2 protein-coding genes are annotated in these 10,612 nt (G+C 67.6%); both read left to right on the forward strand.

The genetic code is table 11. From position 1 onward, the window contains the following. Positions 1 to 1,346: AMP-binding protein (locus TZ03_RS26690; RefSeq protein ID WP_051101323.1), on the forward strand; the 1,346-nt coding region annotated here is incomplete at its 5' end. Between the two features lie 66 nt (positions 1,347 to 1,412). Next, a partial coding sequence (locus TZ03_RS26695; protein ID WP_414860324.1) for an amino acid adenylation domain-containing protein occupies positions 1,413 to 10,612 on the forward strand: 9,200 nt, incomplete at its 3' end.

The following is a 10,612-nucleotide window of genomic DNA, read 5'->3' on the forward strand; positions in this document are numbered from 1 at the left end:
CGGACGGCTGGTTCGGCTTCGGCCCGCAGGACTGCTGGACGCTGTTCCACTCCTATGCCTTCGACTTCTCGGTATGGGAGCTGTTCGGCGCCTTGCTGCATGGTGGCCGCCTGGTGATCGTGCCGCAGGATGTCAGCCGTTCGCCGGAGGCCTTCTACCAACTGCTGTGCGAGCAGCGGGTGACCGTGCTCAACCAGACGCCGTCGGCGTTCCGCCAGCTGATGCAGGTGGCCTGCGCCGAAGGCCAGCGCAGCGACCAGCAGCTGCGCTACGTGGTGTTCGGCGGCGAGGCGCTGGAGGTCGGCAGCCTGCGTCCGTGGTTCGAGCGCTTCGGCGATCGTGCCTCGCAACTGGTCAACATGTACGGCATCACCGAAACCACGGTGCACGTGACCTACCGTCCATTGTCGCTGGCTGACCTGGCGCAGGGCACGTCGAGCCCGATTGGCGTGCCGATCCCGGACCAGAGCCTGTACGTGCTCGACAGCGACCTCAACCCGGTGGCCGCCGGCTGTGTCGGCGAGCTGTACGTCGGTCGCCAGGGCCTGGCCCGTGGCTACCTCAAGCGCGCCGACCTCAGCGCCACGCGCTTCATTCCCGACCCGTTCGGCGAGAGCGGGGCGCGGCTGTACCGCAGTGGCGACCTGGCCCGCTGGCGCGCCGATGGGGTGATCGAGTACGTCGGGCGGATGGACCATCAGGTGAAGATCCGTGGCTTCCGCATCGAGCTGGGCGAGATCCAGGCGCGGCTGCAGGCGCTGCCCCAGGTGCGCGAGGCCGTGGTGCTGGCCCAAGAGGGGCCGAGCGGTACCCAGCTGGTTGGTTACCTGGTGGCCGGGCAAGCGGTGGCGGACCAGGCGATCTGGCGTGAGGCGGTCAAGGCCGCACTGCGCGAAGACCTGCCGGAGTACATGGTGCCGGCGCACCTGCTGCTGCTCGAACGCATGCCGCTGACCGCCAACGGCAAGCTCGACCGCCGTGCCTTGCCGGCGGCGGATGCCAGCCTGCTGCAACAGGCTTATGTGGCGCCAGTCACTGAACTGGAACAGCAGGTGGCAGGCATCTGGGCTCAGGTGCTGGAGCTGGAGCAAGTAGGCTTGAGCGATAACTTCTTCGAGCTTGGCGGCCATTCGTTGCTGGCCACCCAGGTAGTGCTGCGCCTGCGCGAAGCGCTGGGCCATGAAGTGCCGGTCAAGACGCTGTTCCTGGCCCGCGACCTGACGGACTTCTGCGAGGCCTTGCAGGCCCTGCAGCCCGCGCTCGATCCACTGCACGATGTTTTGGCTAAATCCTTGGAGGACCTCAATCGTCTAACTGCCGATGATCTTGAAAAACTGATTTCCTAGTGAGGACACGGCATGCAGCAACTAATCGAATCGGTAAGCGCGCTTTCTTCCGAGAAGCGCAAAGCCTTGGCGATTCTGCTGAGTCAGAAGGGGGTCAACCTCTATGGCATCGCGCCGATTTTCCGGCGTGATGCCGACGAGCCCCTTCGGCTGTCCTATGCCCAGGAGCGTCAGTGGTTCCTCTGGAACCTGGAACCGCACAGCGCGGCGTATCACATCCCCACGGCGCTGCGCTTGCGCGGCGCCCTGGACATGGCCGCGCTGCAGCGCAGCTTCGCGACGCTGATCGAGCGTCACGAAGTACTGCGCAGCGTGTTCGTCGAGGTCGACGGGCAGTTGCTGCAGCAGGTTCGCGCGCCGTTCGCGCTGCCGCTGCCGGTGCAGGTACTGACCGATGCCGGGCAACTGGAACAGGCGGTGGCGGGGGAGATCGCCGAGCTCTTCGACCTGGGCGAAGGGCCGTTGCTGCGCGCGCGCCTGCTGCAGCTGAGCGAAGACGACCATGTGCTGGTGTTGACCCAGCACCACATCATTTCCGACGGCGCCTCGATGCAGTTGATGGTCGAGGAGTTGATCAACTGCTATGCCGCGTTCAGTCGTGGCCAGCAGCCCGAGCTGCCGGCGCTGCCGATCCAGTACGCCGACTATGCATTGTGGCAGCGCCAATGGATGGAGGCTGGCGAGCGCGAGCGCCAATTGGCCTACTGGACCACCCGCCTGGGCGGCGAGCAGCCGGTGCTGGAATTGCCGCTGGATCGTCCGCGGCCAGCGCTGCAGAGCTTGCGTGGCGCACGCCTGGATATCGAGCTGTCGGCCGAGCTAGGCAAGGGTTTGCAAGAGGTAGCGCGGCAGCAGGGGGCGACCCTGTACATGGTCCTGCTGGCGTCGTTCCAGGCGCTGTTGCACCGCTACAGCCGACAGCGCGATATCCGTGTCGGCGTGCCGATCGGCAACCGCAACCGCGCCGAGACCGAGCGCCTGATCGGCTTCTTCGTCAATACCCAGGTGCTCAGCGCCGAAGTCGATGGTCAGGCGCCGTTCACCACATTGCTGCAACAGGCCAAGGAGGCGGCGCTGGGCGCCCAGGAGCATCAGGACCTGCCGTTCGAGCAACTGGTCGAAGCCTTGGCGCCGGAGCGCAACCTCAGCCACAGCCCGTTGTTCCAGGTGCTGTTCAATCACCAGGCGCACCGTGGCGAGGGCCGGCAGGCCCATGAGCTGCCGGGGCTGCGGGTCGAATCGCTGAACTGGGAGAGCCAGACCGCGCAATTCGACCTGATGCTCGATACCCATGAAGAGCAGGGGCAGTTGTGGGCGTCGCTGACCTACGCGACCGACCTGTTCGACTCAACCACCATTGAGCGCCTGGCGGGCCACTGGCAGGCGTTGCTCGAAGGTATCGTCAGCGCCCCCGGCACGCGCGTCAGCGAGTTGCCGATGCTGACGACGGCGGAACGTGCCGCAACGCTGGCTGCCTGGAATGCCGCCCCGGCCACGTTCGAACCGAGCCAGCCGCTGCATCGCCTGATCGAAGCCCAGGCGGCCCGCGCGCCGCAGGCGCCGGCGCTGGTCTGCGAAGGCGAACAGTTGAGCTATGCCGAGCTGAACCGCCGGGCCAACCGGATCGCCCACGCGCTGATCGCCCGAGGCGTCGGCCCGGACGTGCTGGTGGGCCTGGCCGCGCCGCGCTCGCTGGAGATGGTGGTCGGCCTGCTGGCCATCCTCAAGGCCGGTGGTGCCTATGTGCCGCTGGACCCGGCCTACCCGCTGGATCGCCTGCACTACATGATCGAGGACAGCGGCCTGCAGTTGCTGCTCTGCCAGGGCGACCTCGGGCTGAGCCTGGCGGCGGACGTGCAGGTGCTGGATCTGGCCGCCGATCACACCGATTACACCGACTACGCAGACTTCGCCGAGGTCAACCCGAACGTCGCGGTGGGCCTGGATAACCTGGCCTATGTCATCTACACCTCCGGCTCCACCGGCAAGCCGAAGGGCACCTTGCTGCCGCACCGCAACGTGCTGCGTCTGTTCGAGGCCACGGACGGCTGGTTCGGCTTCGGCCCGCAGGACTGCTGGACGCTGTTCCACTCCTATGCCTTCGACTTCTCGGTATGGGAGCTGTTCGGCGCCTTGCTGCATGGTGGCCGCCTGGTGATCGTGCCGCAGGATGTCAGCCGTTCGCCGGAGGCCTTCTACCAACTGCTGTGCGAGCAGCGGGTGACCGTGCTCAACCAGACGCCGTCGGCGTTCCGCCAGCTGATGCAGGTGGCCTGCGCCGAAGGCCAGCGCAGCGACCAGCAGCTGCGCTACGTGGTGTTCGGCGGCGAGGCGCTGGAGGTCGGCAGCCTGCGTCCGTGGTTCGAGCGCTTCGGCGATCGTGCCCCGCAACTGGTCAACATGTACGGCATCACCGAAACCACGGTGCACGTGACCTACCGTCCATTGTCGCTGGCTGACCTGGCGCAGGGCGCGTCGAGCCCGATTGGCGTGCCGATCCCGGACCAGAGCCTGTACGTGCTCGACAGCGACCTCAACCCGGTGGCCGCCGGCTGTGTCGGCGAGCTGTACGTCGGTCGCCAGGGCCTGGCCCGTGGCTACCTCAAGCGCGCCGACCTCAGCGCCACGCGCTTCATTCCCGACCCGTTCGGCGAGAGCGGGGCGCGGCTGTACCGCAGTGGCGACCTGGCACGCTGGCGCGCCGATGGGGTGATCGAGTACGTCGGGCGGATGGACCATCAGGTGAAGATCCGTGGCTTCCGCATCGAGCTGGGCGAGATCCAGGCGCGGCTGCAGGCGCTGCCCCAGGTGCGCGAGGCCGTGGTGCTGGCCCAGGAGGGGCCGAGCGGTACCCAGCTGGTCGGTTACCTGGTGGCCGGGCAAGCGGTGGCGGACCAGGCGATCTGGCGTGAGGCGGTCAAGGCCGCACTGCGCGAAGACCTGCCGGAGTACATGGTGCCGGCGCACCTGCTGCTGCTCGAGCGCATGCCGCTGACCGCCAACGGCAAGCTCGACCGCCGTGCCTTGCCGGCGGCGGATGCCAGCCTGCTGCAACAGGCCTATGTAGCCCCGCAAAGCGAAATGGAACAGCGCATTGCCGCTGTCTGGGCCGATGTGCTGCGTCTGGAGCGGGTCGGCTTGAGCGACAACTTCTTCGAGCTGGGTGGCGACTCGATCATTTCCATCCAGGTGGTCAGCCGTGCCCGTCAGGCCGGCATTCATTTCACGCCCAAGGAGCTGTTCCAGCACCAGACCGTGCAGGGCCTGGCCCGTGTGGCGCGCGAGGGCGGCGCGGCGCAGCGCATCGACCAGGGGGCGGTGCAGGGCGGCATGCCGCTGCTGCCGGTACAGCAGTGGTTCTTCGGCGAAGTGAGCGACGAGGCGCACCACTGGAACCAGTCAGTGCTGCTGCGTCCCACTCGGGCCTTGCAGGCGGCGACCGTCGAGGCGGCCTTGCAGGCCCTGCTGGTGCAGCACGATGCGTTGCGCCTGCGCTTTACCCGCGAGCAGGGTCAGTGGCAGGCCAGTCACGGTCAGCCTGGCCAGGCCAAGGACCTGCTCTGGCAGCGGCAGGCCGCCGACCAGGACGCGCTGCTGGCACTGTGTGAAACGGCGCAACGCAGCCTGAGCCTGGAAGGGCCGCTGCTGCGTGCTGTGCTGATCGGCATGAGCGACGGCAGCCAACGCTTGCTGCTGGTGATCCACCACCTGGTCATCGACGGCGTGTCCTGGCGCGTGCTGTTCGAGGACCTGCAACAGGCCTGCGCGCAACTGGATGCGCAGCAGCCTGTGCGGCTGCCGGCGAAAACCAGTGCCTACAAGGCCTGGGCCGAGCGTTTGGGGGAACACGCCCGTAGTGACGCCATGGCGCGCGAGCTGGCCTGGTGGCAGGGCCAGCTGGCCGATGCTCCGCAGGACCTGCCATGCGCCAATCCGGCCGGCGGCCAGCAGAACCGCCATGCCCGCAGCCTGCATACGCGGCTGGACAGCGAGCTCACCCGGCAGTTGCTGCAGCAGGCACCGGCGGCTTACCGCACCCAGGTCAACGACCTGCTGCTGACCGCGCTGGCCCGGGTGGTGTGCCGCTGGAGCGCGCAGCACACCGCGCTGATCCAACTTGAAGGGCATGGCCGCGAAGACTTGTTCGACGACATCGACCTGACTCGCACCGTCGGCTGGTTCACCACCTTGTTCCCGCTGCCCCTCACGCCTGCGCAGGACCTGGCGGGCTCGATCAAGGCGGTCAAGGAGCAACTGCGTGCCGTCCCCGCCAAGGGCATCGGCTACGGCATGCTCCGCCACCTGGGCGATGCTGCGGTGCAGGCCGGCCTTGCCGCCTTGCCGGTGCCGCGTATCACCTTCAACTATCTGGGGCAGTTCGATGGCAGTTTCGACGCCGAGCAGGGTGCGCTGTTCGTCCCGGTCGGCGAGCCGCGCGGCGAGGAACAGAGCCCGGCGGCGCCGCTGGGCAACTGGCTGACGCTCAATGGGCAGGTCTACGGTGGTGAACTGGCCATCGGTTGGACCTACAGCCACGAGATGTTCGATGAGGCCACGGTCCAGGCCTTGGCCGATGACTATGCCGCCGAGCTGAAGGCGCTCATCGCCCATTGTTGCGACTCGCGCCATGCCGGTGTCACGCCCTCGGACTTCCCGCTGGCACGCCTGGATCAGGCGCACCTCGACCAGTTGCTGGACGATCCGCGCGCGGTCGAGGATGTCTATCCGTTGTCGCCGATGCAGCAGGGCATGCTGTTCCATAGCCTGTATGGCCAGGGCAACGGCGACTATATCAACCAGATGCGGGTGACCGTGGAAGGCTTGCAGGTCGAGCGTTTCCGCGCGGCCTGGCAGGCGTCGGCCGATGCCCAGCCGATCCTGCGCAGTCGCTTCGCCTGGGAAGGTGACATCGGCCAGCCGCTGCAGATCGTCCAGCGCCAGGTCCAGGTGCCGTTCGACTACCTCGACTGGCATGCCGAGGCCGAGCCTGGCGCACGCCTGGACGCCCTGGCCGAGGCTGAGCGCGCTCGTGGTTTCGACCTACGTGAGGCGCCGTTGCTGCGCATGACCGTGGTGCGCACCGGCGAGCAGCGCTTCGAGCTGATCTACACCAACCATCACATCCTCATGGACGGCTGGAGCAACTCCCAGTTGATGGGGGAAGTCCTGCAGCGTTATGCCGGGCAGGCGCCGGCCCAGGCCGGGCGTTACCGCGACTACATCGACTGGTTGCAGCGCCAGGATCCGGCGGTCAGCGAAGCGTTCTGGCGCGAGCGCCTGGCCGAGCTGGAGGCGCCCACACGTTTGGCCCAGGGCCTGCAGGCCGAGCCTGGCAGCGGGTACGCCAGCCATGTGCGGCTGGTCGACGCCGAGCGCACGCAGCGTCTGGAAACCTTCGCCCGCCAGCAGAAGGTCACTGTCAACACCCTGCTGCAAGCGGCCTGGCTACTGCTGTTGCAGCGCTACAGCGGGCAGGCCACGGTGGCCTTCGGCGCCACCGTGGCGGGCCGGCCGCTGGAGCTGCCGGGTATCGAGCAGCAGATCGGTCTGTTCATCAATACCCTGCCGGTGATCGCCACGCCACAGCCGGCCCAGTCCGTGGCCGATTGGCTGCAGGCAGTGCAGGCGCTCAACCTTGGCTTGCGTGAGCACGAGCACACGCCCTTGTTCGATATCCAGCGCTGGGCCGGGCAGGGCGGTGACGCGCTGTTCGACAGCCTGCTGGTGTTCGAGAACTACCCGGTGGCCGAGGCCCTGGAGCGTGGCGCGCCACAGGAGCTGCGCTTCGGCAGCGTCGACAGTCGCGAGCAGACCAACTACCCGCTGACCCTGGGCGTGAACCTGGGCGGTACCCTGGAGCTGCACTACAGCTTCATGCGTGCCCATTTCGATGAGGCGGCCATTGTCCGCCTGGACCAGCAACTGATCGGCCTGATGGAGCAGTTCAGCCAGGCGCCCACCGCGGCGTTGGGCAACCTGAGCCTGCTCGATAGCCAGGCCCAGCAGGCCCTGGCCGTGGCCAACGCGCCGCAGCCATGGCAGGACGGCTTGCTGGTGCACCAACGCATCGCCGCCCAGGCCGCGCGCCGGCCTCAGGCTCCCGCGGTACTGTTCGGCGACCAGGTGCTGGACTTCGCCAGCCTGGAGCGTCAGGCCAACCAACTGGCCCATCGCCTGGTCGCCGAAGGCGTAGGCGCCGAGATCCGTGTCGGCGTGGCCTTGCCCCGTGGGCCGCAGGTGATCGTCGCCTTGCTCGCGGTGCTCAAGGCCGGTGGCGCCTATGTGCCGCTGGACGCCAGCTATCCGGCCGAGCGCCTGGCCTATCTGATGCAGGACTCCGGTATCGCCCTGTTGCTCACCGACTCGACCTTGCGCGGACAACTGCCGCTGCCGGCGGCGTTGGCTGCCCTCAATCTCGACCAGCTCGACCTGACCGCACAGCCGACCCATGCGCCGCAAACAGTGGTGCAGCCGCAGAGCCTGGCCTATGTGATCTACACCTCCGGTTCCACCGGCAAGCCCAAGGGGGTGTGCGTCGAGCATGGCCCGCTGGCGATGCACTGCGAAGCCATCGGCCGGCGCTACGCCATGGTCGAGGACGATTGCGAGCTGCACTTCATGTCGTTCGCCTTCGACGGCGCTCATGAGCGCTGGCTCACCGCGTTGACCCACGGCAGCCGCCTGCTGGTGCGTGACGACAGCCTCTGGGAGCCAGGCCAGACCTGCGCGCGCATGTGTGAGCACGGCGTGACCGTGGCGGCGTTCCCGCCGGCGTACCTGTTGCAGATGGCCGAGCACGTCGAGCTGCATGGCCAGGCGCCGAAGGCGCGCATTTACTGCTTCGGCGGCGACGCGGTGCCCCGTGACAGCTACCAGCGCGTGCATGCCGCCCTGGCGCCGGAGCACATCATCAACGGCTACGGCCCGACCGAGACGGTGGTGACCCCGCTGATCTGGAAAGCCGACCGCGCTACCGATTGCGGCGCTGCCTACGCACCGATCGGCACGCGTATCGGCGACCGTCGCACCTACGTGCTGGCCGCCGACCTGAGCGTCTTGCCAGCCGGCCTGCAGGGTGAGCTGTACCTTGGTGGCCACGGCCTGGCCCGTGGCTACCTGGACCGGCCGGGCATGACCGCCGAGCGCTTCGTTCCCGATCCGCACGGCGAGCCAGGCGCGCGCCTGTACCGCAGTGGCGACCTGGTACGCGAGCGCCGCGATGGCGTGTTCGACTACCAGGGGCGAGTGGACAACCAGGTGAAAATCCGCGGCTTCCGCGTCGAACTGGGCGAAGTCGAGGCCCGCCTGCTGGCCCAGGCTGGCGTGCGCGATGCCGCCGTGGTCGCCCGGCCAGGCCCGAGCGGCCAGCAGTTGGTCGGCTATGTGGTGGCGTTGCAGCCAGGTCAGGCTGATGCCGCGTGGTGCGACGCGCTCAGGGCGAGCCTGCGCGAAGTGCTGCCGGACTACATGGTTCCGGCGCATGTCCTGTCGCTCGCCAGCATGCCGCTGACCCCCAACGGCAAGCTTGACCGCAAGGCGCTGCCGCAGCCTGAGGCCGGTCAGTCCCGACATGATCACCAGCCACCGCGTACCGCGCTGGAGCAGACGGTGGCGGCGATCTGGGCCGATGTGCTCAAGCTGCCGCAGGTGGGCTTGCACGATCACTTCTTCGAGCTGGGTGGTCACTCGTTGCTGGCTACCCAGGTCGTCGCCCGGGTGCGTCACGCCCTGCAGGTCGAGGTGGCGCTGCGCACCTTGTTCGAGCATGGCACCCTGCAGGCGTTCTGCGCCCAGCTATCGGAGTCTGCCGACGCAGCGGTGCCCGCCATCGGCCTGGCCGATCGCTCGCGGGCGCTGGCATTGTCCTATGCCCAGGAGCGCCAGTGGTTCCTCTGGCAGCTGGCCCCGGACAGCGCCGCCTACCATATTCCGGTGGCCCTGCGCCTGCGTGGAGCGCTGCGTGTCGAAGCCCTGCGCCGGGCGTTCGAACACCTGGTGGCGCGGCACGAGAGCCTGCGCACGGTGTTCGTTCATGCACAGGGGCGTACCGAGCAGGTGATACAGGCGCCGTACGCCTTCGAGCTGCCGCTGGAGGTGCTGGCCGATGCCAGCGATGCCGCGCTGCTGTCGCGGGTGGAACAGGAGGTCGCACGGCCGTTCGACCTCGGGCAGGGCCCGCTGCTGCGCGCTTGCCTGTTGCGCCAGGGCAGCGATGAACATGTGCTGGTGCTGGTGATGCATCACATCGTCAGCGATGGTGTGTCGATGCAGGTCATGGTCGACGAGCTGGTGGCCCTGTACGACGCCTTTGACCAGGGGCAGGCACCGAGCCTTGCGCCGTTGCCGATCCAGTACGCCGACTATGCCGTCTGGCAGCGCCAGTGGATGGACGCTGGTGAGCGTGAGCGGCAGCTGACCTATTGGGTCGAACGCCTGGGCGGCACGCAGCCTGTGCTCGAACTGCCGCTGGATCACCCGCGTCCGGCGATGCGCAGCCAAGCCGGTGCCAGTTTGACCCTGGCCCTGTCCGGTGAGCTGCAGCAGGCATTGCGCGCGCTGGCCAGGGAACAGGGGGTGACGCTGTTCATGCTGTTGCTGGCGGCTTACCAGACGTTGCTGCACCGCTACAGCGGCCAGTCCGACATCCGTGTCGGTGTGCCGATCGCCAACCGCAACCATGCTCGCACCGAAGGCATGATCGGCTTCTTCGTCAATACCCAGGTGCTCAAGGCCGAGTTCGCGCCGCAGGCGACCTTTGCCGCGCTGCTCGGCCAGGTGCGCCAGGCGGCGCTGGAGGCCCAGGCCTACCAAGACCTGCCGTTCGAGCAACTGGTCGAGGCCCTGGCGCCGGAGCGCAACCTCAGCCACAGCCCGCTGTTCCAGGCACTGTTCAACTACCAGAGCGGCGCGCGCCGTGGCCAGGGCGCGCAACAGGCGCATGCCTTGAGCGTCGAAGGGCTGCAATGGGATACCGGTGTTGCCCAGTTCGACCTGACCTTGGATGTGTTCGACAGCGAAGAGGGCATGCTGGCCTCGTTGGTGTATGCCACCGACCTGTTCGAGCGCTCGACCATCGAGCGGCTGTCGACCCACTTCATCAATCTGCTGCAAGGCATCGTCGAGCAACCGCAACAACCGGTGGCCGAACTGCCATTGCTGGCGGCCGCCGAGCGCGAGCGCACCCTGGTCACGTGGAACGCCAGCGCTGAACATTACCCGCTGGAGCAGAGCATCCAGCAACTGATCGAGGCCCAGGTGCAGCGCAC

This window comes from Pseudomonas sp. 10-1B (genome assembly GCF_000935045.1).
GTDB lineage: Bacteria > Pseudomonadota > Gammaproteobacteria > Pseudomonadales > Pseudomonadaceae > Aquipseudomonas.